At 73.5% G+C, this 19,655-nt stretch carries 23 protein-coding genes; 13 read left to right on the top strand and 10 right to left on the bottom strand.

From position 1 onward, the window contains the following. Positions 1 to 426, top strand: coding sequence for a D-aminoacyl-tRNA deacylase (gene dtd, locus FXF60_RS08460; RefSeq protein WP_151525470.1), 426 nt, complete (start codon positions 1 to 3; stop codon positions 424 to 426). A 52-nt stretch (positions 427 to 478) separates the two neighbouring features. Further along, positions 479 to 808, top strand: coding sequence for a DUF2516 family protein (locus FXF60_RS08455; protein WP_151525468.1), 330 nt, complete (start codon positions 479 to 481; stop codon positions 806 to 808). Here FXF60_RS08455 and FXF60_RS08450 read toward each other — a convergent pair. Together FXF60_RS08450 and FXF60_RS08445 are read right to left on the bottom strand one after the other, a co-directional pair. Then, on the bottom strand, positions 793 to 2,070 hold the full coding sequence (locus FXF60_RS08450; protein ID WP_151525466.1) for an MFS transporter: 1,278 nt from the start codon (positions 2,068 to 2,070) through the stop codon (positions 793 to 795). The genes FXF60_RS08455 and FXF60_RS08450 overlap by 16 nt on opposite strands. Then, positions 2,054 to 2,902, bottom strand: a complete 849-nt coding sequence (locus FXF60_RS08445) for a class I SAM-dependent methyltransferase (RefSeq protein WP_151525464.1) — start codon at positions 2,900 to 2,902, stop codon at positions 2,054 to 2,056. Before FXF60_RS08445 ends, FXF60_RS08450 begins: the two co-directional genes overlap by 17 nt. Before the next feature lie 52 nt (positions 2,903 to 2,954). Here FXF60_RS08445 and mshA point away from each other — a divergent pair, with 52 nt between their 5' ends. From mshA to FXF60_RS08430, 3 genes are read left to right on the top strand one after another with little or no spacing between them, the layout of a single operon-like run. After that, positions 2,955 to 4,247 (top strand): D-inositol-3-phosphate glycosyltransferase, encoded by a 1,293-nt coding sequence (gene mshA, locus FXF60_RS08440; RefSeq protein WP_367889960.1) that lies wholly within the window; start codon positions 2,955 to 2,957, stop codon positions 4,245 to 4,247. Then, on the top strand, positions 4,240 to 4,755 hold the full coding sequence (locus FXF60_RS08435; protein WP_151525462.1) for a YbjN domain-containing protein: 516 nt from the start codon (positions 4,240 to 4,242) through the stop codon (positions 4,753 to 4,755). Before mshA ends, FXF60_RS08435 begins: the two co-directional genes overlap by 8 nt. A 17-nt stretch (positions 4,756 to 4,772) precedes the next feature. Continuing rightward, positions 4,773 to 5,528, top strand: coding sequence for a phosphoglyceromutase (locus FXF60_RS08430; RefSeq protein WP_151525460.1), 756 nt, complete (start codon positions 4,773 to 4,775; stop codon positions 5,526 to 5,528). Between the two features lie 221 nt (positions 5,529 to 5,749). On the opposite strand, the gene FXF60_RS08425 is transcribed toward FXF60_RS08430, so the two are convergent. Beyond that, positions 5,750 to 6,433: a response regulator gene (locus tag FXF60_RS08425; RefSeq protein WP_151525458.1), complete on the bottom strand. Its 684-nt coding sequence runs from the start codon at positions 6,431 to 6,433 to the stop codon at positions 5,750 to 5,752. Beyond that, on the bottom strand, positions 6,430 to 7,692 hold the full coding sequence (locus tag FXF60_RS08420; RefSeq protein ID WP_151525456.1) for a sensor histidine kinase: 1,263 nt from the start codon (positions 7,690 to 7,692) through the stop codon (positions 6,430 to 6,432). Before FXF60_RS08420 ends, FXF60_RS08425 begins: the two co-directional genes overlap by 4 nt. A gap of 194 nt (positions 7,693 to 7,886) precedes the next feature. On the opposite strand from FXF60_RS08420, the gene phoU reads away from it, so the two are divergent. After that, positions 7,887 to 8,585 carry a phosphate signaling complex protein PhoU gene (phoU, locus tag FXF60_RS08415; RefSeq protein WP_151525454.1) on the top strand — a complete coding sequence of 233 codons (699 nt, stop codon included), beginning with the start codon at positions 7,887 to 7,889 and terminating at the stop codon, positions 8,583 to 8,585. Positions 8,586 to 8,607: 22 nt separating this feature from the next. Here the strand turns inward: phoU and FXF60_RS08410 are convergent, their stop codons facing one another. Further along, on the bottom strand, positions 8,608 to 9,159 hold the full coding sequence (locus FXF60_RS08410) for a hypothetical protein (RefSeq protein WP_151525452.1): 552 nt from the start codon (positions 9,157 to 9,159) through the stop codon (positions 8,608 to 8,610). A 255-nt stretch (positions 9,160 to 9,414) separates the two neighbouring features. On the opposite strand from FXF60_RS08410, the gene FXF60_RS16815 reads away from it, so the two are divergent. The 3 genes from FXF60_RS16815 to ispF are packed head-to-tail and all read left to right on the top strand — an operon-like array spanning position 9,415 to position 11,623. After that, positions 9,415 to 9,897, top strand: coding sequence for a CarD family transcriptional regulator (locus FXF60_RS16815; RefSeq protein ID WP_010149048.1), 483 nt, complete (start codon positions 9,415 to 9,417; stop codon positions 9,895 to 9,897). Beyond that, the gene (gene ispD, locus FXF60_RS08400) at positions 9,894 to 11,123 is read left to right on the top strand and encodes a 2-C-methyl-D-erythritol 4-phosphate cytidylyltransferase (protein WP_238335782.1); all 1,230 of its coding nucleotides are present in this window, start codon (positions 9,894 to 9,896) and stop codon (positions 11,121 to 11,123) included. Before FXF60_RS16815 ends, ispD begins: the two co-directional genes overlap by 4 nt. Continuing rightward, positions 11,120 to 11,623 (top strand): 2-C-methyl-D-erythritol 2,4-cyclodiphosphate synthase, encoded by a 504-nt coding sequence (ispF, locus tag FXF60_RS08395; RefSeq protein ID WP_151525448.1) that lies wholly within the window; start codon positions 11,120 to 11,122, stop codon positions 11,621 to 11,623. Before ispD ends, ispF begins: the two co-directional genes overlap by 4 nt. Positions 11,624 to 11,676: 53 nt before the next feature. On the opposite strand, the gene FXF60_RS08390 is transcribed toward ispF, so the two are convergent. From FXF60_RS08390 to FXF60_RS08380, 4 genes are all read right to left on the bottom strand, one after another. Beyond that, the gene (locus FXF60_RS08390) at positions 11,677 to 12,153 is read right to left on the bottom strand and encodes a P-loop nucleotide/nucleoside kinase family protein (protein ID WP_151525446.1); all 477 of its coding nucleotides are present in this window, start codon (positions 12,151 to 12,153) and stop codon (positions 11,677 to 11,679) included. Between the two features lie 24 nt (positions 12,154 to 12,177). Next, a complete protein-coding gene (locus tag FXF60_RS16510; RefSeq protein WP_192796664.1) occupies positions 12,178 to 12,339 on the bottom strand; it encodes a hypothetical protein in 162 nt (53 codons plus the stop codon). A gap of 1 nt (position 12,340) precedes the next feature. Further along, the gene (locus tag FXF60_RS08385; RefSeq protein ID WP_202879595.1) at positions 12,341 to 13,126 is read right to left on the bottom strand and encodes a class E sortase; all 786 of its coding nucleotides are present in this window, start codon (positions 13,124 to 13,126) and stop codon (positions 12,341 to 12,343) included. A 113-nt stretch (positions 13,127 to 13,239) separates the two neighbouring features. Beyond that, the gene (locus tag FXF60_RS08380) at positions 13,240 to 14,205 is read right to left on the bottom strand and encodes a hypothetical protein (protein ID WP_151525444.1); all 966 of its coding nucleotides are present in this window, start codon (positions 14,203 to 14,205) and stop codon (positions 13,240 to 13,242) included. A gap of 231 nt (positions 14,206 to 14,436) precedes the next feature. Here FXF60_RS08380 and FXF60_RS08375 point away from each other — a divergent pair, with 231 nt between their 5' ends. The 4 genes from FXF60_RS08375 to FXF60_RS08360 all read left to right on the top strand — a co-directional run bounded on the left by FXF60_RS08375 (position 14,437) and on the right by FXF60_RS08360 (position 17,355). Continuing rightward, positions 14,437 to 15,555 carry an S-(hydroxymethyl)mycothiol dehydrogenase gene (locus FXF60_RS08375; protein ID WP_151525442.1) on the top strand — a complete coding sequence of 373 codons (1,119 nt, stop codon included), beginning with the start codon at positions 14,437 to 14,439 and terminating at the stop codon, positions 15,553 to 15,555. Beyond that, the gene (locus FXF60_RS08370) at positions 15,552 to 16,181 is read left to right on the top strand and encodes an MBL fold metallo-hydrolase (RefSeq protein ID WP_151525440.1); all 630 of its coding nucleotides are present in this window, start codon (positions 15,552 to 15,554) and stop codon (positions 16,179 to 16,181) included. The genes FXF60_RS08375 and FXF60_RS08370 overlap by 4 nt, the downstream gene beginning before the upstream one ends. A 21-nt stretch (positions 16,182 to 16,202) precedes the next feature. Next, positions 16,203 to 16,481, top strand: coding sequence for a hypothetical protein (locus FXF60_RS08365; RefSeq protein WP_151525438.1), 279 nt, complete (start codon positions 16,203 to 16,205; stop codon positions 16,479 to 16,481). A gap of 109 nt (positions 16,482 to 16,590) precedes the next feature. Next, positions 16,591 to 17,355: a YidC/Oxa1 family membrane protein insertase gene (locus FXF60_RS08360; protein WP_192796663.1), complete on the top strand. Its 765-nt coding sequence runs from the start codon at positions 16,591 to 16,593 to the stop codon at positions 17,353 to 17,355. On the opposite strand, the gene FXF60_RS08355 is transcribed toward FXF60_RS08360, so the two are convergent. After that, a complete protein-coding gene (locus tag FXF60_RS08355; RefSeq protein ID WP_151525434.1) occupies positions 17,352 to 19,646 on the bottom strand; it encodes a glycoside hydrolase family 31 protein in 2,295 nt (764 codons plus the stop codon). The genes FXF60_RS08360 and FXF60_RS08355 overlap by 4 nt on opposite strands. Positions 19,647 to 19,655: the final 9 nt, after the last annotated feature.

Here is a 19,655-nt window from a genome sequence, read left to right as displayed (position 1 = left end):
GTGCGGGCGGTCCTGCAGCGGGTCACCCGCGCCAGCGTCACCGTGGCGGGGGAGGTCGTCGGCCGGATCGACCGACCCGGGCTGGTCGCGCTCGTGGCCGCGACCCACGACGACGGGCCGCGCGAGGTGGAGACGATGGCTCGCAAGATCGCCGAGCTGCGCATCCTGCGGGAGGAGCAGTCGGTCCTCGACACCGGGGCCGCCGTGCTCGTGGTCAGCCAGTTCACCCTCTACGGCAGCACCCGCAAGGGGCGGCGGCCGTCCTGGGGCGAGGCGGCGCCGGGCCCGGTGGCCGAGCCGCTGGTGGAGGCCGTGGTCGATGCCCTGCGGGAGCGGGGCGTCGAGGTCGCGACCGGGCGGTTCGGGGCGATGATGGAGGTCGAGCTGGTGAACGACGGGCCGGTCACGCTGATCGTCGACACCTGAGCCACCGGCCCGGCTGGGAGCGGTCCTCAGGGACGGGGACTACGCTGGGGACATGGGAGCGATCTACGAGGTGCAGAGCCTGCTTCAGGTGGTCGTCGGCGTCGCCGTCTTCGCGATGATGGTCTGGGCCCTCGTCGACTGCGCCCGCACCCGCGCCGACGCCTTCCCCGCCGCGAGCAAGCGGACCAAGCAGTTCTGGCTGCTGCTCACGGGTGGGGCGACGCTCATCGGCTTCATCTTCGTGCTGCGCCCGTTCAGCATCTTCAACGTCATCGCCGTCGTGGCCGCCGCCGTCTACCTGACCGACGTGCGCCCCGCGGTCAAGTCCGTCCAGGGGCGCGGCGGCTCCACCACCCACCTGGGGCCCTACGGCCCCTGGTGACCGGGGGCCTCGGCGCCCGCCTCGGGCAGCCGCGCCGTGCGGTAGGGCGACAGCGTGAGGATCAGGGCCGCCCCGCACAGGCCCACGACGCCCAACCACAGCGCCGTGCGGTTGCCGTAGGTGGCCGCCACCCATCCGCCGAGCGGCGCTGAGACCACGATCGTGCCGTAGTTGATCGAGCGAATGGTCCCGTTCATGCGGGCCCGCAGCCGGTCCGGTGTCACGGCGTTGCGGTAGCTGAGGTCCAGGGGCCCCTTCAGGCCGCTCGCGGTGCCGTAGATCGCCTGGCTGACGACGAGCAGGGCGAGACCCGGCCCGCCGGCCGGCGCGAGCGCGGCGACGGCCACCGCGACCGGCGTGAGCCAGTCGGCGACGCAGGCCACCGCACCGAGCCCGAACCGCTGCGCCAGGGCCGGGCTGGCGCCGGCCGCCACCACGCCCGACACCCCCGCGCACGCGAGCGCGACCCCGATCGCCGCCGGCCCCAGCCCCAGCTCGGTGCTGGCGTAGAAGACCAGGACGGTGAGTGCCACGGAGTTGAAGAAGAACCACACGTGCAGTGCCACGGCATACGGCGCCAGCACCCGGTGGCCGTAGACCCACCGGGCCCCCTCGACCAGGTCGGCCAGGACCCGGCCGCGCCGGTGGGCATCCGGCACCGGCTCGTCCACCCGGATGGTCGACACGGTGAGCGCCGAGACGGCATGGGCGAGCGCGCTCACCCCGACGGCCAGCGGGGCCGAGAAGGTCCGGACCAGCAGGCCCGCCAGGGCGGGGCCGACCGACTCGGCCGCCGTCATCGCCTGCTCGATGCGTGAGTTGGCCCGCGGCAGGTCGTGCACCGGGACCAGTCTCGGCACGTGGGACTGGTGCGCCGTCAGGGAGCACATCGAGGCGGCGCCGACCACGAACATCCCGGCGGCGACGAGGGGGACGCTCAGCTGCCCCACGGCGCCCAGCGCGCACAGGGCCGCCAGCGCCAGCGCGCACACCGCGTCGCTGGCCACCAGCACCGGGCGACGGGGCACCCGGTCCACGAGGACACCGACGACCAGGCCGAAGAGCAGCATGGGCAGCCACTGCGCGGACCGCGCCAGCCCGAGGTCCCGCTGGTCCGCGGCGAGCGTGTCGATGAGCAGCAGCTGCACCGCCAGCCCGGTCCCGAAGAAGCCGAGCCACTTGACGCTGTCGGCCAGCCAGAGGCGGGTGAAGCCCGGATAGCCGAAGACCCCTCCGCCCCGTCGGCTAGGCACCGACGCCACCTGCTGACGGTGCCACCGCGGCCCAGTCGACCGTGAGCTCGCCGAGCCGCCACCGCGCCGGCCCGTCCCGCACCGGCCAACCGTCGTCGCGCACGGTGCGCGCGGTGGCCACGAAGCGTTGCCGTGCGCCGAAGCTGGCCATCGGTGCGGCACGCTCCCACGCCCGGTCCAGGGCCTGCAGCAGGTCGTGCACCCGTTCCCCGGGTACGTTGCGGTGGATGAGCGCCTTCGGGAGCCGCTCCGCCACCACGGAGGGGCGCTCCAGCCCGGCCAGTCGCAGCGACAGCGTCAGCGTGACCGGTCGCGGACCTCCGCCGTCGTCGCGCCGCACGTCGACCCAGGACGCGAGCCGGCCCAGCTCGTCGCAGGTGCCCTCGACCAGGGCGCCGTCCGGCGCCAGCCGCTGGGCGACCTGGGACCAGGCCGGCCACACCTCGGGCTCGTCGTACTGCCGCAGCACGTTGAACGCCCGCACGACCGTCGGCCGGGCGTCGGCGCCGAGGCCCGGCGGCAGCGGCACCTCGAAGCCGCCCAGCACGAAGTCGACGGACGGCCGGGCGGCCACCTGCTGCCCGCGCCGGACCCGCTCGGGGTCGATCTCGACCCCCACGAGCCGGACGTCGCCGCGGAGGGGCGTCAGCCGGTCCGCCAGCTCCAGTACGGTGACCGGGGAGGCACCGAAGCCCAGGTCCACGACCACCGGCGGGGTCGGGGAGGAGCGCAGCAGCCCGCCCAGGGCATACCCGATCCAGCGGTCCACCCGCCGCAGCCGGTTGGGGTTGGTGGTGCCCCGCGTCACGGTGCCGGACGGGCGGCTGACGGCGGGCGGCATACCGCCAGCCTAGGTCGCCGGGGTGACCCGGCCCGCGTGCCAGACTGGCGGCGTGAGCGACGACGGGACCCGGCAGCCGCCGGTGCGACGGGTCGCCATGGTCTCGCTGCACACCTCCCCGCTGCAGCGCCCCGGGACGGGAGACGCCGGCGGGCTCAACGTCTACGTCGTGGAGACCGCCACCCGGCTGGCCCGACGCGGGGTCGAGGTCGACATCTTCACCCGGGCCACGAGCCGCGAGCAGCGGGAGAGCGTCGAGCTCGAGCCGGGCCTGGACGTCGCCGTCCACCACGTGCCCGCCGGTCCGCTGGACACGGTGCCGAAGGGCGACCTGCCCGGTCACCTGTGCGCCTTCGCCGACGACCTGTCCCGGCACGTCGCCGGGCTGGCGGAGGGGCACTACGACGTCATCCACGCGCACTACTGGCTCTCCGGCCAGGCCGGCGGCCTCACCTCGCGCCGGTTCGACGTCCCGCTGGTGCAGACCATGCACACCATGGCCCGGGTCAAGAACCGGTCCCTGGCGGAGGGGGAGTCCCCGGAGCCCGCTGCGCGGATCGCGGGGGAGCAGGAGCTGGTGGACCGGGCCGACGCGCTGGTCGCCAACACCCCGGCCGAGGCCCGTGACCTGGTCGAGCTGTATGCCGCCGCGCCGGACCGGGTGCACGTCGTCCCTCCCGGGGTGGCGCTGGAGACGTTCCGGCCGGGCGACCGGGGGCAGGCCCGCCGCGAGGTGGGCCTGCCGGCCGACGCCGCGGTGCTGCTCTTCGTCGGGCGCATCCAGCCGCTCAAGGGTCCGGACGTGCTCGTGCGCGCGGCCGGCGAGCTGGTGCGGCGGGACTTGTCCTGGCGCGACCGCCTCGTCGTCGCGGTGCTCGGCGGCCCGTCCGGCTCCGGGCTGGCGCGGCCGGGGGCGCTGCGGCAGCTCGCGGACGAGGAGGGGATCGACGACCTGGTCCGGCTCGGCCCGCCGGTGTCGCGCGAGCAGCTCGCGACCTGGATGCGGGCCGCCGACCTGGTGACGGTGCCCTCGCACCACGAGTCGTTCGGCCTGGTCGCGGTCGAGGCGCTGGCCTGCGGCACGCCCGTCGTGGCCGCGCGGGTGGGCGGGCTCCCGCAGGCGGTCGGTGACGCCGGAGTGCTGGTCGACGGCCACGACCCCGGTGACTGGGCGGACGCCATCGGCGCCACCCTCGCGCGGCTGACCCGGCCGCAGGAGCGGGAGAGCGCGTCGACCCGGGCGGTGGCGCACGCGCAGGCATACTCCTGGGAGCGGACCGTCGACGCCCTGCTGGATGCCTATGCTGCCGCGGTGACCGCCCGTCGAGGAGGACCCGATGCCTGAGCCGCCCCTGGACACGCTGCGCGCCCTGCTGGACGCGCTGGAGGTGGAGTGGGAGGAGGGCACCCGGCGCGGCGAGACGGTCGTCGCGCTGCCGGGGGAGCGCAAGCTGCGGACCGTGGTCTCCCTCGTGGTCGGCGAGCGGGCGGTGGAGCTGCGGGCCTTCGTCATCCGCAACCCGGACGAGAACCACGAGGCGTTCTACCGCTACCTGCTGCGGCGGGCGCTGCGGCTGCCCGGGGTGGGGTATGCCGTCGACGCCAGCGGGGACGTCTACCTCACCGGTCGGGTGCCCCTGGTCGGCCTGGACGAGCACGTCCTGGACGAGCTGCTCGGCGCGGTCCTGGCGGCCTGCGACGAGCCGTTCAACGAGATGCTCCGGCTCGGCTTCTGGACCTCGATCCGGCGCGAGTGGGCATGGCGCCTGGAGCGTGGCGAGTCGACGGCCAACCTCGAGGCGTTCCGTGCCGAGCTGGAGTCGCTGACCGACGCCGGGGCCGACCCGGGCTGATCGGTAGGGTGGGCGGCATGAGCGAGGCCGCACACACCCTGATCCTGCTGCGCCACGGCGAGAGCCAGTGGAACGAGAAGAACCTCTTCACCGGGTGGGTCGACGTCGACCTGACCGAGACCGGCCACGAGGAGGCGCGTCGCGCCGGAGAGCTGCTGCGCGAGGAGGACCTGCTGCCCGACGTGCTGCACACGTCGCTGCTGCGGCGGGCGATCACCACCGCCAACACCGCGCTGGACGTCGCGGACAGGCACTGGATCCCGGTGCACCGCCACTGGCGGCTCAACGAGCGGCACTACGGCGCGCTGCAGGGGCTGAACAAGGCGCAGACGCGGGACAAGTACGGCGAGGAGCAGTTCATGGCGTGGCGCCGCGGCTTCGACACGCCGCCGCCGCCCATCGAGGACGACGACGAGTTCTCCCAGGCCGGGGACCCCCGGTATGCCGCGCTCGGCGACGACCTGCCCCGCACCGAGTGCCTCAAGGACGTGGTCGCGCGGATGCTGCCCTACTGGGACAGCGACATCGTGCCCGACCTGCGCGAGGGCAAGACCGTCCTGGTGGCGGCGCACGGCAACAGCCTGCGCGCCCTGGTCAAGCACCTCGACGGGATCAGCGACGACGACATCGCCGGGCTGAACATCCCCACCGGCATCCCGCTGCTCTACGAGCTGGACGCCGAGCTGGTGCCGGTCACCCCCGGAGGCCGCTATCTGGACGCCGAGGCCGCCGCCGAGGCGATCCAGGAGGTCGCCAACCAGGGCAAGAAGTAGCCCCGACCTCGCACCTCACCACCCACCGCACCACCCCTGACCCCGACCGGCCGCACGGTTTGCCTCGACCGGCCGCACGGTTTGCGTCGACCGGCCGCACGGTTTGTGTCGACCGGCCGCACGGTTTGCGTCTGCGGCTGCACGGTTTGTCTCGACCGGCCGCACGGTCTGCGTCTGCGGCTGCACAGTGCGCGGTCGGTGCGTGCAAACTGTGCGGTCGGTCAGGTGGTCTCGAACTTGTAGCCCAGCCCGCGCACCGTGATGATGTGCCGCGGGTTCGAGGGGTCCGGCTCGACCTTGGCGCGCAGCCGCTTGACGTGCACGTCCAGGGTCTTGGTGTCGCCCACGTAGTCGCTGCCCCAGACCCTGTCGATGAGCTGGCCCCGGGTGAGCACCCGGCCGGCGTTGCGGAGCAGCATCTCCAGCAGCTCGAACTCCTTGAGCGGCAGCGACACCGACTCCCCGTCGATGGAGACGGTATGCCGCTCCACGTCCATCCGCACCGGGCCCGACTCCACCGTGGAGGGCATCAGCTCCTCGGGCTCGCTGAGCCGGCGCAGCACCGCCTTGATCCGGGCGAGCAGCTCGCGACCGGAGTAGGGCTTGGTGACGTAGTCGTCGGCGCCGAGCTCGAGCCCGACCACCTTGTCGACCTCGGAGTCCTTGGCGGTGAGCATGATCACCGGGACGCTGGAGCGCTGCCGCAGCGCACGGCACACATCCACCCCAGACATCCCGGGCAGCATCAGGTCGAGCAGGACCAGGTCGGCGCCGTTGCGGTCGAACTCGGCCAGCCCGTCCGTCCCCGACTCGGTGACGGTGACGTCATACCCCTCCTTCTCGAGCAGGTAGGACAGCGGGTCGGAGAAGGACTCCTCGTCCTCCACCACCAGGATCCTGGTCATCTGGTCACCTTTCGTCGCGAGGTGGCGGCCACCGGTGCGGCCGTGGGCGGGCTGTCCCCGTGGGCGGGGTCGGGCACGGTGGCCGGGTGCCCCTGGCGGTAGGGCGCGGGGCTGCCGACCTCCTGGGCGTCACCGACCACGGCGGGCAGGCGGAGGGTGAAGGTCGACCCCTGGCCCTCCTCGCTCCAGACCGACACGCTGCCCCCGTGGCCGGCGCTGATGTGCTTGACGATCGACAGACCGAGCCCGGTGCCGCCGGTGCGTCGGGACCGGGCCGGGTCGACGCGGTAGAAGCGCTCGAAGATGCGCTCCTGGTCCGCGTTCGAGATCCCACGGCCCTGGTCCGAGACCGAGACCTCGACCACGTCGTCCACCCGCCGGGTCACCACCCCCACCCGGGTGCCGTCCTCGGAGTAGGCGATCGCGTTGGTCACGAGGTTGCGGATCGCGGTCGTGATCAGCTCGTGGTCGCCGTAGATCTGCAGCGTCTCGCGCCGACCGGCGGGTGCCGCGACGACGGTGCGCTCGCCCGCGACCACGCGGGTCTGCTCCACGGCCTCGGCGGCGCAGGCGGACACGTCGACCACCACCATGTCGGCCATGAGGTCGCTGCCCTGGAGCCGTGACAGGTCGACGATCTCCGCGACCAGCCGGGTCAGCCGCTCGCTCTCGATCTTCATCCGGCCGGCGAAGCGGGTCACCGCCTCGGGGTCGTCGGCGGCGTCCAGGACGGCCTCGGCGAGCAGCGCCAGACCGCCGACCGGCGTCTTGAGCTCGTGGCTGACGTTGACCACGAAGTCCCGTCGCACCGCCTCGACCCGCCGGGCCTGGGTGCGGTCGTCGACGAGGATGAGCGCCAGCCCGTCGCCGAACGGCGCGACCCGCACCGACAGCAGCACCGGGCCGGCGGACAGCGGGTCGCGGTAGAACTCCAGCTCGGCCTCGGCGACCACCCGCTCGGCGAGGACCTGGCTGACGAGCTCGCGGAGGCGGGTGTTGACCAGGTCGTCCCCGCGGACCAGCCCGAAGGCGAGGGCGGCGCCGGTGGCCACGTGAACCCGGGCGGCGCTATCGACGACGATGGCTCCCGACCGGAGGACCGAGAGCACCTCCTTGGCCCCCTCGGGCACCACGTCGGGGCGCTGCTGCTCGGAGGGGTCGGCGAGGTCGCGGCCGGCGGGCCGGGCCAGCGACCAGACCAGGGCCGCCAGGAGCAGGCCTCCGACGAGCCCGAGCAGGCCCGCGATCAGGGGTGTCACGTGACCAGCCTAGGCTGATCCGGAGACCAGGTCGTGCACAGTCAGTGACGGCACGGTGCCCCACGGCCGAGTATTCACCCGGCCGATGCGCGGCGTTCATGTCCGGCTGTCACCTTCTGATGCGGTGCCGGCCGTCCGGGTGGACGACAATGGGTAGCCGACCGACCGTTCACGTCATCGACAAGGAGCAGGCCATGCGCAGCGCGTTCACCGAGGAGCTGGACCTCATCAGCGAGCAGCTGGTGGAGATGAGCCGGCTGTCAGCGACCGCGCTCGAGCGGGCGACGTCCGCCCTGATGGACACCGACCTGACCCTCGCGCAGGAGGTCATCTCCGACGACCAGCTCATCGACGCGCTGCGGCGCGACCTCGACAACCGGGCCATCGACGTGCTGGCCCGGCAGCAGCCGGTGGCCACCGACCTGCGCCAGATGGTGACCGCGCTGCGGATGAGCTCGGACCTCGAGCGCAGCGGCGACCTCGCCCGCCACGTCGCCAAGCTGACCCGGCTGCGGTACCCCGCCCACGCCCTCCCCGAGCAGCTGCGCCCGATCTTCGCGGAGATGGCGACGACCGCCCAGGCCATGGTGCTGCGGGCCGGCGAGATCATCGGCAGCAAGGACGCGGACGGCGCCAGCGAGCTGATGAAGGCGGACGACACCATGGACCGCCTGCACCGCGAGGTCTTCCAGACCCTGCTGGACCCGGCGTGGTCGCAGGGGGCTCAGGTCACGGTCGATGCGACGTTGCTCTCCCGCTACTACGAGCGGTATGCCGACCACGCCGTGTCGGTCGCCCTCCGGGTGGTCTACCTGGTGACCGGGGTGTGGCACGACGAGCAGCTGCCGGGCGACGACGAGCGCTTCCCCGGGCGCGTCCCGCGGGAGGGCTGAGCCGGGGCGGGGAGGCCGACCGTCAGTGGTCGCCGCCTCCCTCGTCCTCCTCGGCCGGGGGCTCGACGGTGCCGCCGGCGTCGTCCGCGAACTGCGCGTACTGCCCGCGCGGGAGCAGCACCGGCGCGGTCGCCGACAGCGTCTCCAGGTCGCCCGCGCTCAACCGCACCTCGACGTTCTGGCCGGCCGGGGACTCCAGTGCGGGGAGGATCATCCGCTCTCCCTCCGAGCCGTCCGCGGCGGTGCCGTCCAGCCGGGCGGAGCTGCGTGGGTCGACGGTGAGCTCCGGCGTCAGGGTGGTGCCGTTCACCGCCACCGAGACCGTGACCGGCTCGTCGGTCTGGTTGATCACCGAGCCGGACACGACGGCGGGAGCACCCTCCCCGTGGCTGACCAGCAGCAGGTCGCGCACGTCGACCGCCGCGCCGTCCATCTCCACCCCGTCCGCCGGGGCATACTCCAGCAGCGTCGTGGTGGGGGAGTTGACCGAGCACCCGGCGAGGGCGACGCCGGCCAGGGCGGCGGTCAGCGCCGCGGCCCGACGGGAGGGGCGGGAGGTCCGTGCAGTCGTCACGCGGACAGCCTATCGCCCGCCCGGGTCCGGCGGCTGGTCTACCCCGCCACCTGCACAGACACCGTCCGGGGCGTGTCCTGCGGACCCCGCCGAGGGGGGCCGTGCCGGGCCGGCCCCAGCGGCCCCGACCCCGGTGCCGGATGCACACCGATCTCCCGTTGTCAACCCCCTGACCAGCAGGAATATCACTCTCGTGAGGACCCGACCCCCGCCATGCGTGGTATCCTGGAGGTCGCCGAAAGGGGCTTTACCACGATGACGTTCAAGGTCGGAGAGACGGTTGTCTACCCCCACCACGGGGCCGCTCTCATTGAAGAGATGAAGACGCGAACCATCAAGGGCGAGGAGAAGCTCTACCTGAAGCTGAAGGTCGCCCAGGGCGATCTCACGATCGAGGTGCCGGCCGACAACTGCGACCTGGTCGGTGTGCGCGACGTCGTCGGCAAGGAGGGCCTGGACAAGGTCTTCGCCGTGCTGCGGGCCGAGCACACCGAGGAGCCGACCAACTGGTCGCGCCGCTACAAGGCGAATCTCGAGAAGCTCGCGTCGGGCGATGTGATCAAGGTGGCCGAGGTCGTGCGCGACCTGTGGCGGCGGGACAAGGACCGCGGTCTGTCCACCGGCGAGAAGCGCCTGCTGTCCAAGGCCCGCCAGATCCTGGTGAGCGAGCTCGCGCTGGCCGAGAAGACCAACGAGGACACCGCAGAGGCCACGCTCGACGAGGTCCTCGCCTCCTGAACGTCGGGCTGATCCTGGTCGCTGCCGGCCAGGGCACCCGCCTCGGCGCGGGCATCCCCAAGGCGCTCGTCCGCATCCCCGACGAGCCGGAGGGACAGGCTCTCGTCGCCCACGCGCTGCACCACGCCGCGGACACCGCGGGCCTGACCCATGTGGTCGTGGTGGCGCCCCCCGGGCCGCCGCTGCAGCAGGTGACCGATGCGCTCCACGACGCCCGGCAGCATGCGGACGTCGCGGTCCAGGTCGTGCCCGGCGGCGCCGAGCGGCGCGCGTCGGTGGCCGCCGGACTCGCCGCCCTGCCGCCGGACGTGGGGGTCGTCCTCGTGCACGACGCCGCGCGGGCCTTCGCCCCGCCAGCCGTCTTCGACCGAGTGGTGGCCGCGGTGCGCTCCGGCCACGCGGCCGTGGTGCCGGCGCTGCCGGTGACCGACACGATCAAGGCGGTCGAGGGGGCGGACGGTGTGGAGGTCGTCACCGGCACCCCGGACCGCAGCAGTCTCCGCGCCGTGCAGACCCCCCAGGGGTTCCTGCGCGAGACGCTGCAGCACGCCCACGACCACGCCTCCGGTGACGGAGGGCATACCGACGACGCGGGTCTGGTGGAGGCGGCCGGGGGGCACGTGGCCGTCGTGCCCGGTGACCCGCGGGCGATGAAGGTCACCACGCCGCACGACCTCGCGCTGGCCACGTCGTGGGTCACCGGGTCCGGGCCGGCTCCGGCAGGTCCTGCGCTCGTCGCGCTCAGCGGTCTGCCCGGCGTCGGCAAGACGTCCGTGGCGCGCGAGGTCTGCCGGCGGCTCGGCGCGGCCCACCTGCGCGTCGACACCGTCGAGCAGGGTCTGGTGCGCGGGGGCATGGCCGAGGACGACCTCGGGGCGCAGGGGTATGCCGCGACCTTCGCGGTCGCCGCCGACCAGCTGCGGGTGGGGCTGGGGGTCGTCGCGGACATGGTCAACGCGGTGCCCGAGGTGCGTCACGCCTGGGAGGAGCTGGCGCGCGAGCACCGGGTCCGGCTGGTGCGGGTCGACCTCGTCTGTGCCGACGAGCGCACGCACCGCGAGCGGGTGCAGCAGCGTGCTGGCGACATCTCCGGTCACCGGCTCCCGACCTGGGACGACGTGCGGGCCCGGGCCTGGGCGCCCTGGCCTTCGGCCGAGCTCACCATCGACACCGGCCGCACCTGCGTGGCGGACGCCGCCGCCCTGATCGAGGAGGCCTGCCGATGAGCGCCGGGCGGGCGCTGCCACGGACCGGGATCGGCGTGGACGTCCACGGGTATGCCGACGACGACCGTCCGCTGCACCTCGCCTGCCTCGTCTGGCCGGGGGAGCGGGGCATCGAGGGTCACTCCGACGGCGACGTGGCCGCGCACGCCGCCTGCGACGCGCTGCTGTCCGCGGCCGGTCTCGGCGACCTGGGGTCCGTCTTCGGCACCGGCCGGCCGGAGATGGCCGGCGCGGGTGGGGCGCAGATGCTCGGTCACGTCCTCGACCTGCTGCGGCAGGCGGGGTGGGAGATCGGCAACGTCGCGGTGCAGGTCATCGGCAACCGGCCGAAGGTGGGACCGCGACGCGAGGAGGCGGTCGCGGCGCTGTCCGCGGCTCTCGGCGGGGCACCCGTGTCGGTCAGCGCGACGACCACGGACGGTCTCGGTCTCACCGGCCGGGGCGAGGGCATCGCCTGCCTCGCCACCGCGCTCGTCGTGCCGGCGACCCCCACCCCCTGACCGGGCGTCGCCTGTGGTTGCCCTGGACCCGACCGGGCGTCGCTCGTGGTGGTCTACGCCGGCCCGTCCGTGCTGACGACCTCCGGGTGCTCGTCCGCGGTCGGTGCCTCGAAGCCCTCCACGTAGCCGCGGAGCACATCCGGGTCCAGCCGAGCGTCGTCGGCGTGCGCACCGGTCCTGGCGCGGACCCGGGCCTCCAGCACCTCCATCGGTGCCGTCACGAAGATCAGCCGGGTGGGAGCACCGAGCGAGGCGGCCAGCGCGCGGTACTCGTCCCGCACGGCACGCGTCGAGAACGCGTAGTCGAGCACCACGTCGCCCTGCCCAACCGCCTCGGCCAGGCGCGCGTCCAGGTCGTGCTGGACCTCGGTGGCGAGCTGCCTGGGCACGGGGTGCACGCCGCGGAAGCCGCGCCTCCAGTACTCCTCGTCGTAGGAGAGCCGGGTCGCTCCCTGCGCCTCGAGCCGGCGGGCATACGTCGTCTTCCCCGCGCCAGCCGGCCCGCACATGAGGATCACCGTGCCGACCATGGAGGAAGGGTAGGGCAGCGGCGGTCAGGGTGCCTGCACGTCGGGGTCGTTGATCGGGAGCAGGGGCGCGATCGTCGGGAAGACCCAGGCGAAGCAGACCACCACCACGACCGCGGCCAGCAGGAGCAGCAGCGCGAGCCTCACCGCGACCGGGCCGGGCAGGACCCGCCAGAGGGCGGCATACATCTCAACCTCCGATCTCCGTGGGGGCACCGTCGGTGCGCGGGACGAACCGTTCCAGCCGGGCGAAGGCGGCGATCCGCTGCTCGGCGCTGAACTTGGGGTGGCAGGGGGTCATCACCATCCAGGCCTCGGTCGGGTCCTCCCCGGGCTCGCCGGGGACGGGGGCGATGACCTCGGTCTGACTGGGCAGGATGATCTCGGTCCGGTCCATCGCATAGACGAACCACCCGCGCGCGGTCTCCACCACCACCGGGTCGCCGGTGCGCAGCTCGCCGATCGCCCACAGCGGGGCACCGTAGGTGGTCCGGTGCCCGGCGACGGCGAAGTTGCCGACCTCACCGGGCAGGTCGCTGCTCGGGTAGTGGCCGAGGACCCCGAGGTTGAGGATGGCCAGGTCGACACCCTGGGAGACGGGCCGCAACTCACCGATCGTCGGCAGGTGCACCAGCGCCAGGTCCGAGCCGGACGGCGGTGCCTGGCTCTCTCCGGGTCCGGGGTCGCTGTCACGGTCCGCGCTGTCCGGGGTGCCTTGTGTGCCCTCCGGCTCCGCGGTCGCATCGTCCGGGGCGGTCGACGGAGCCGCGAGGTCGGCGTCGGGGCTATCCGGTGCCTCCAGCGCGAAGGACTCCTGCAGCGCCGCGACCCGGTCGTCCGCCGCGGCGTCCGCGACCACGTCGGTCCACCAGAACTGCCAGAGGGCGAAGAGCAGGACGAGTGCGCCCGCCGTGACCAGGAGCTCGCCGAGCACGCCGGCGGTGGCGCGCGCCGGTCCGCGGGGCGCTGGGGTCACACCGGAGACTGTATGCCGCCGTGCATCGGATCGTGCGCACGCCTGTGCAGAGGCCCGTGACACGGGCGTGCCCAGGTGCACGCCCGTGTCACGGGGAGAGGTTCAGGAGTGCCTCAGTGCGGAGGCACGACGCGGACCGCGGGCATCGGTGTCGGCGGCCCGAGGCTGACCAGGGCGTCGACCCGGCTCAGGAACGTGCCCGGCCGGCGGTAGAGCGTCCACGGAGTGACGCCGAGAACCTTCACGCCGGCCGCGACGAGATCGGCGTCCTTCTCCACCGTGCCCGCCCACCGGTCAGCGCCACGGTCGTCGATCCCTTGGTGGTGCTGGCGGGAGTGCACCTGGATGGCGGCCCCGAGACGGGGCAGGTAGCCGTCCGGGCACCCCAGGTACTGCCCCGTCGTGGCGTGCTCGAGCCGGGGGTTCGTCAGGAGTGGCGGCAGGTCGGACCGGCTGTCCCAGATCCGGCGCAGCGTCGCCTCAGGACGTGACCACGCGCCCCCACGGAAGGCGTCCAGGCCGCGGCGCGCGGCCCCGACCTCGGCATGCGGCCGGTGACACAGCTCGAGCTCGAGCTCGTGCGGACTCGTCATGCCGCGCTGGAGCACGGAGATCGTGAGCGCCTCCAGGGCGTCGTCGGCGAGGTTCTCGCGGGCGGCAGCCTCCGCCACGGCCCGGGCGGCCGGGGTGAGGGCGACGATCCCCGAGCGGCTGCCGACCCGCACCGGCCGGGTGGTGCGGATCAGCTCCAGATCACCGTGCCGACGGGCGCGGGCGGTGTCCGGGACGAGGAAGTATGCCCCGTGCAGCCGCGGGGTCGTCAGCCCGAGCTGGCGCAGCGCCAGCAGCCCGGTCAGCACCGCCCGGTCGCCCGCCCACAGCGCGGCCGCCACCAGCAGGGTGTCGGCGTCCAGCGGGCCACGGTGCGGCGCGACCACCCGGGGGTATGCGGTCTGCCAGGTCGTCGAGCGCCGGTGCCGGATCTGCGGTGTGCTCCACCCGGCGGCCAGGAGCTGGGCGTGGGTCGCCAGGCCGCGCTGGCCGGCGATGTCGGGAAAGCGGGGTTCGGCGGCGGGCATGGGTCCAGGGTGGCGGGAACGGCATACCTCGCGCTGGAGCCCTGTGGATAACCACCCTTGTGCCGTTTCCTGTGCCTGACCTTGGGTCACGGACGTGCCGAGGAGCACGCCTGGGTCACGAGCGACGGCACAGGTATGCGCCAGGTACGCGGGAGGGGTGCGGGTGCGCTGGCTGGCGCTCCGGCATACCGTGGGCGCAGTCGCGTCGCCAACCTCCGGGAGGAACCGAGCATGCCGCAGACCGTGAAGGGTGTCATCGCCCGCAGCAAGGGAGCCGACGTCGAGCTCGTCGACATCGTCGTCCCCGACCCCGGCCCGGGCGAGGCGGTGGTCAAGGTCGAGGCGTGCGGCGTGTGCCACACGGACCTGCACTATCGCGAGGGCGGGATCAACGACGAGTTCCCCTTCCTCCTGGGGCACGAGGCGGCAGGCACCGTGGAGGCGGTCGGTGACGGGGTGACGGAGGTCGAGCCGGGGGACTTCGTGATCCTCAACTGGCGCGCCGTGTGCGGCCAGTGCCGGGCGTGCGCCAAGGGCCAGCCGTGGTACTGCTTCGCCACCCACAACGCGAGCCAGAAGATGACTCTCGCCGAGGGTGACGAGATGGCCGGCGCCGAGCTCAGCCCGGCCCTGGGGATCGGCGCCTTCGTGGAGAAGACCCTGGTCCACGCGGGGCAGTGCACCAAGGTCGACCGCGAGGCCTCGGCCGTCGCCGCGGGCCTGCTGGGCTGCGGCGTCATGGCCGGCTTCGGTGCCGCCGTGAACACCGGTGGTGTGGGCCGCGGTGACTCGGTCGCGGTGATCGGCTGCGGAGGCGTGGGCGACGCCGCCATCGCCGGAGCCTCGCTCGCCGGCGCCACCACCGTGATCGCCGTCGACGTGGACGACCGCAAACTCGAGACCGCCAGGGGCTTCGGAGCCACGCACACCGTCAACAGCACCGAGCAGGACCCGGTCGAGGCGATCCAGGAGCTCACCGGGGGCAACGGGGCCGACGTGGTCGTCGAGGCGGTGGGCCGCCCGGAGACCTACCGGCAGGCGTTCTACGCCCGCGACCTGGCCGGGACGGTCGTGCTCGTCGGCGTCCCCACCCCCGACATGGAGATCACCCTGCCGCTGCTGGACGTCTTCGGCCGCGGTGGTGCGCTCAAGTCGAGCTGGTACGGCGACTGCCTGCCCAGCCGCGACTTCCCCATGCTCATCGACCTCTACCGGCAGGGCCGCTTCGACCTGGACGCCTTCGTCACCGAGCGGATCGGGCTCGGCGACGTGGAGTCGGCCTTCGACGCGATGCACGGGGGCACCGTCCTGCGGTCCGTGGTCGTCCTGGACGAGGGAGCCTCCGCATGAGCGCCCGGATCGACCACACGACCACCAGCGGCACCTTCGACCTGGACGGCGGGTCCTGGGAGGTGGACAACAACGTCTGGGTGCTCGGCGACGACACCGAGTGCGTCGTCGTCGACGCGCCGCACGACGCCGGCGCCATCGCGCGCCTCGTCGGTGACCGGCAGGTCCGGGCGATCCTGCTCACGCACGCCCACAGCGACCACGTCGACGCGGCCCTCGAGCTGCGTGACCTGGTCGACGCGCCCGTGCACCTGCACCCCGACGATGCGCCGGTCTGGGAGCTGACGCACCCCGACCGGCGCTGGGACGCGGACCTGGGCGACGGCCAGCGGATCGACGTCGCCGGGGTCACCATCGAGGTGCTGCACACGCCCGGGCACGCCCCGGGGGCGTGCTGCTTCCACGTCCCCGACCTGGGCGTGGTCTTCTCCGGCGACACCCTGTTCGAGGGCGGTCCGGGAGCGACCGGGAGGTCGTTCAGCGACTTCGACCTCATCGTGGAGTCGATCACGGACCGGCTGCTGACCCTGCCCGACGACACCGTGGTCCACACCGGCCACGGGGACACCACGACGATCGGCGAGGAGAAGCCGCACCGGCAGGAGTGGATCGACCGCGGCCACTGAGGGAGGCCGTAGGCTAGGGCCATGAGCGGCCACCGGGAGCACCTGCCCCTCGTGGGCTTCGTGCTGTCGCTGCTCACCCTCGTGGCGGTGGTGTCGGCCAGCTCGTCGCCGGACCACCTGCTGCTGACGCTGGCCCTGGCCGGCATGACGCTGCTCGGTGCGCGTCACCTCGCGCAGCCGCTGCGCGCCGAGGTCGTGTCGGTGCAGCACCGCAGCGAGGTATGCCGCGCGCACGGCGTGCGCTCCACGGACCCCGACCGGCCGGGGCCGACCCGCCCTCGGGCACCTGGGCTGGGCTGAGCCGACCGCTGCACCCCTGATCTGAGGGGGCGGCCGGGTCGGCACACGGACCCCGCCAGCCCACGGCATACCCGACAGCGGTGTGCCACCAACCCAGGAGTGCACCCACGTGTTCCGCTTTCTCGACCCCGTCCTCATCCATCTCCACGACCTGCTCGCCGTGCTCGACCAGTGGCTTCCGCCGGCCCTGGTCATCGTGGCCGTGACCGTGCTGGTCCGGCTCGCCCTCCATCCGCTCAACCGGGGCACCGCCCGCGGCACGGTCCGGCGGCGCGACCTGCAACCCCGACTGGCCGAGCTGCGGGAGCAGCACCGCAAGGATCCGCAGGCCATGCAGCAGGCCATCCTCGACCTGCACCGGGAGGAGGGTGTCTCGCCGCTGCCCGGGTGCCTGCCGCTCCTGATCCAGATCCCGATCTTCTCGATGATCTACCGCCTGTTCACGGCGCCCGAGATCGGCGGCCGGACCAACGAGCTGCTCGGGCACACCCTGCTCGGCGTTCCGCTCTCCGACCACCTCGTCACCACCGAGCCGGGTGGGCGCTGGATCTTCCTGGCGCTGATCGCGCTCACCCTCCTCGTCGCCGCGTTCGCCGCACGGCAGCTGCGCCGTCACATGGCCCAGGACCGGGAGCACGCGCAGCGGCTCGACCCGGGCGCGCGGGAGCGGATGACCGAGGGGCAGCGGGCGATGCAGGACTCGATGGAGCAGATGACCCGGGTGGTGCCGCTCATGTCCTTCCTGACCGTGCTGGCGGTCGGGTCGCTGCCGCTGGCCGCGGGGCTCTACCTCGTCACCAGCTCGATCTGGGGGCTGCTGGAGCGGGCCAGCCTGCGGCGGATCAGCGCGCCTCCCGCAGCGCCTGCCCCCTAGCTCGCGGTGACGATCTCGGTCAGCGCGCCGACGAGGGCGTCGTCGAGACGGACCGAGCGCAGCTCGTCGGCGACCCGCGCCGCCCCGGCACCACCCTCACCCAGCCCACGCTGCAGCACGGCCCAGGCCCGCTCCTTCGCGTGGTGGCCCACCTCGGCCGCGTCGAGCAGGTCGAAGCACTCGGCCAGCGGATCAGGAGAGTCGGGCCGGGGGAGCTCGACGTCCGCCGCCTCCCCCGGTCGGGTGGTCACGACGACGGGGGCGTGGTCGGCTCCCGCGACCCGCACCGACCAGGTCCGACCCTCCGGGACCAGCTCGTGGTCCCCGTCGACCGGGCCGACGATCAGGCGTGCGCCGGCGTCGTCGTAGCGCAGCGGGGTGCGGGCCAGCCGGCGCGTCGCCTCCGGGCCGTCGTCGTCCTCGACCAGCAGGTGCTCGCCGTCGGCACCGGGGAAGACCACGACCTCCAGGTGCTGGGGGAGCTCCACCCCGTTCCCCACCTCGTCGCCGGCGGTCAGCGGCAGCACCGTCCCGGCGCGGGCGAAGACGGGGGTGTGCGCCAGGTCGCGGTATGCCGTGAGCGTCCGTCCGTGCTCGCCCGCGTCGTAGCGGCGGCCGGTCTGGACGTCGAACCACTGCCCGGGCGGGAGCCACAGCGGGGTAGCGGCCAGCCCCGCGCCGGGGACCCGGGGCGTCACCACCGGCGCGCACAGCAGGTCGGCGCCGAAGAAGAAGGTCGTGCGGTGGGCATACGCCTCCTCCCGCTCGGGGTGACGGTGGTAGACCGGCTCCACCAGCGCGACGCCCTCGGTGGCCGACCGCTCGGCCATCGTGGCGAGGTAGGGCAGCAGCCGGTGCCGCAGCCGGAGCGCCTCGCCCATCAGCCGCTCGCCCTCGGGGCCGAACCGCCACGGCTCCTTGCCCTGGAACGGGCTCGCCGACGCGTGCAGCCGGTTGATCGGCGAGAAGACCCCCAGCTGCACCCAGCGGACCGCCAGCTCGACGTCCTTGGCCCCGTGCCAGTGCCCGCCGATGTCGTGGCTCCACCAGCCGTAGCCGATGTTCGCCGCGCTCGCGGTGAACTCGGGCTGGAAGGCGAGCGAGGCCCAGCTGATGAGCGTGTCCCCGCTGAAGCCGATCGGCGTCCGATGACTGCCGGGACCGGCATAGCGGGAGAAGATCAGCGGCCGGCGCCCCTGCGCCTCCTGCTCGGCGAAGTGCCGCTCGTTGAGGATCCAGAGCGGGTCGAGGCCGGGGACCGCGCTGTGCGTGCCCTGTTGCCAGTCGATCCACCAGAAGTCGACGCCCTGCTCGGTCAGCGGCCCGGCGACGTGCTCGAAGAAGGCCCGCCAGAAGCGCTCCGAGCTGGGGTCGAACTCGACCGGGTCCCCCGAGGCGGGGTCGATCCCCATCGCCGTGGCCATGGCGGGATAGGCGGCCTCGTGCGCGCGGATGCCGTCGGCCGGGTGGTCGTTGAGCGTGACCACCAGCCCGCGCTCGTGCAGGTCGGCGAGGAAGGCGGCAGGGTCGGGGAAGAGCGCTGGGTCCCAGGTGTAGCCGGTCCACCCGCTGCCGAGGGCGGGGTCGACGTCCACGACGTGCCAGTCCATGTCGATCACGGCCACGGAGAACGGCAGCCGGTCGGCGGCGAACCGGTCCAGGAGAGCGGTGTACTCCTGCGCCGAGTAGGGGTGGTAGCGGCTCCACCAGTTGCCGAGGACGAAGCGCGGCACGCGGGGGACCGGTCCGGTCAGGGCGTGGAAGTCGCGCAGCGCCGCGCGGAAGTCGAGCCCGTGGGTGAAGACGTAGAGGTCGACCGCGCCGGGCTCCCGGGACGCGAGGTCGGTGAGCTCCGGGCCGGTGCGGACCAGGGAGGCCGAGTCGTCGAGGACGCCGTAGCCCCCGCGGGACAGGATCGAGGGCTCCAGGGGCGTGCGCCCGTCAACGCCGTCCAGGGTCCGCGTGGTGCCCGGCAAGGGCGCCTCGACCGGCTCCCCGAAGCGCCACGTCGAGTGGTATGACGTGACCCCGCCGCGGACCTGCACGCTGAGTCCGTGCGCGGTCGGCTCGGCGCCGTCGTAGCGCAGCTCGAAGCCGTCGGTGACCACGCGGACCCCGCCTCGCCAGGGCTCGACCTGGGCGTCGAAGCCGTGGCCGCTGGTGAGGTCACGCTCGACCACGACCTGGGTCGGTGCGTCGGTGAAGGTGCCCGTGGGGGAGCACTCGACGCGCAGCAGGTGCGGGGTGAGGGCGGTCAGTCGGCAGCGGTCGTTCTGGTGGACGATCGGCATGGGCCGACC

This window comes from Serinicoccus kebangsaanensis, from assembly GCF_008919445.1.
Classification (GTDB): Bacteria; Actinomycetota; Actinomycetes; order Actinomycetales; family Dermatophilaceae; genus Ornithinicoccus; species Ornithinicoccus kebangsaanensis.
This window is presented reverse-complemented; position numbering and strand designations above follow the sequence as displayed.

What these genes read in the sequence shown, in the direction of transcription:
- FXF60_RS08455 (WP_151525468.1), top strand. Translation starts at nt 479, where the DNA reads ATGGGAGCGATCTACGAGGTGCAGAGCCTGCTTCAGGTGGTCGTCGGC.
- FXF60_RS08445 (WP_151525464.1), bottom strand. Translation starts at nt 2,902, where the DNA reads ATGCCGCCCGCCGTCAGCCGCCCGTCCGGCACCGTGACGCGGGGCACC.
- FXF60_RS08435 (WP_151525462.1), top strand. Translation starts at nt 4,240, where the DNA reads ATGCCTGAGCCGCCCCTGGACACGCTGCGCGCCCTGCTGGACGCGCTG.
- FXF60_RS08430 (WP_151525460.1), top strand. Translation starts at nt 4,773, where the DNA reads ATGAGCGAGGCCGCACACACCCTGATCCTGCTGCGCCACGGCGAGAGC.
- FXF60_RS08425 (WP_151525458.1), bottom strand. Translation starts at nt 6,433, where the DNA reads ATGACCAGGATCCTGGTGGTGGAGGACGAGGAGTCCTTCTCCGACCCG.
- phoU (WP_151525454.1), top strand. Translation starts at nt 7,887, where the DNA reads ATGCGCAGCGCGTTCACCGAGGAGCTGGACCTCATCAGCGAGCAGCTG.
- FXF60_RS16815 (WP_010149048.1), top strand. Translation starts at nt 9,415, where the DNA reads ATGACGTTCAAGGTCGGAGAGACGGTTGTCTACCCCCACCACGGGGCC.
- ispF (WP_151525448.1), top strand. Translation starts at nt 11,120, where the DNA reads ATGAGCGCCGGGCGGGCGCTGCCACGGACCGGGATCGGCGTGGACGTC.
- FXF60_RS08390 (WP_151525446.1), bottom strand. Translation starts at nt 12,153, where the DNA reads ATGGTCGGCACGGTGATCCTCATGTGCGGGCCGGCTGGCGCGGGGAAG.
- FXF60_RS16510 (WP_192796664.1), bottom strand. Translation starts at nt 12,339, where the DNA reads ATGTATGCCGCCCTCTGGCGGGTCCTGCCCGGCCCGGTCGCGGTGAGG.
- FXF60_RS08380 (WP_151525444.1), bottom strand. Translation starts at nt 14,205, where the DNA reads ATGCCCGCCGCCGAACCCCGCTTTCCCGACATCGCCGGCCAGCGCGGC.
- FXF60_RS08375 (WP_151525442.1), top strand. Translation starts at nt 14,437, where the DNA reads ATGCCGCAGACCGTGAAGGGTGTCATCGCCCGCAGCAAGGGAGCCGAC.
- FXF60_RS08370 (WP_151525440.1), top strand. Translation starts at nt 15,552, where the DNA reads ATGAGCGCCCGGATCGACCACACGACCACCAGCGGCACCTTCGACCTG.
- FXF60_RS08365 (WP_151525438.1), top strand. Translation starts at nt 16,203, where the DNA reads ATGAGCGGCCACCGGGAGCACCTGCCCCTCGTGGGCTTCGTGCTGTCG.
- FXF60_RS08355 (WP_151525434.1), bottom strand. Translation starts at nt 19,646, where the DNA reads ATGCCGATCGTCCACCAGAACGACCGCTGCCGACTGACCGCCCTCACC.